Below are 655 nucleotides of genomic sequence, written 5' to 3'. Positions count from 1 at the left end.
ATGCCGGATTTAATGAGCTATATCGTGAAGACCGAGCTGCCGGCACGATAAAGGAGGCCGCTTGCTGGGCTCATGCCAGGCGAAAGATCCATGATGTGCATATCCGAACGCCATCGGACAACACACATGAAGCCCTCAAACGAATTGGCCAGCTTTACAGCCTTGAAGCAGAACTGCGCGGCATATCGGCAGAGCAACGGTTGGCAGAACGAGAACGACGGGCAAAGCCCTTACTGAAAGAGCTGGAGATCTGGTTACGGGATAGGATGCAATCGCTCTCACGTCACTCAGAGTTGGCCAAGGCCTTCGCCTATGCCTTGAATCAGTGGTCAGCACTGACGTACTACACCGAAAACGGCTGGGTAGAAGTGGACAACAACATAGCGGAGAATGCGCTACGGCTGGTGAGCTTGGGGCGAAAGAACTTCCTGTTTTTTGGCTCTGATCATGGAGGTGAACGGGGAGCCTTGTTGTACAGCTTGCTCGGCACCTGCCGGTTGAACGGGGTGGATCCGGAGCATTACCTGCGACATGTATTGAATGTGATCGCAGACTGGCCGGTGAACCGGGTCAGTGAACTGCTGCCTTGGCGTGTTGCTCTACCTGCTGAATAGCCTGTCGCCCCTGTCAATACGGCCTTCGCTGGACGCTTACG

Annotated in this window: 1 protein-coding gene; it reads left to right on the top strand. The window is 54.8% G+C overall.

Annotated elements, in window-relative coordinates:
• Positions 1-614: IS66 family transposase (locus tag GWQ22_RS21725; protein ID WP_275931656.1), on the top strand; the 614-nt coding region annotated here is incomplete at its 5' end.
• Between the last annotated feature and the right edge of the window lie 41 nt (positions 615-655).

Source organism: Aeromonas sp. 1HA1 (genome assembly GCF_029237385.1).
GTDB lineage: Bacteria > Pseudomonadota > Gammaproteobacteria > Enterobacterales > Aeromonadaceae > Aeromonas > Aeromonas popoffii.
The sequence above is the reverse complement of the archived record's forward strand: the minus strand, read 5'-3'. Positions and strand labels throughout refer to the sequence as shown.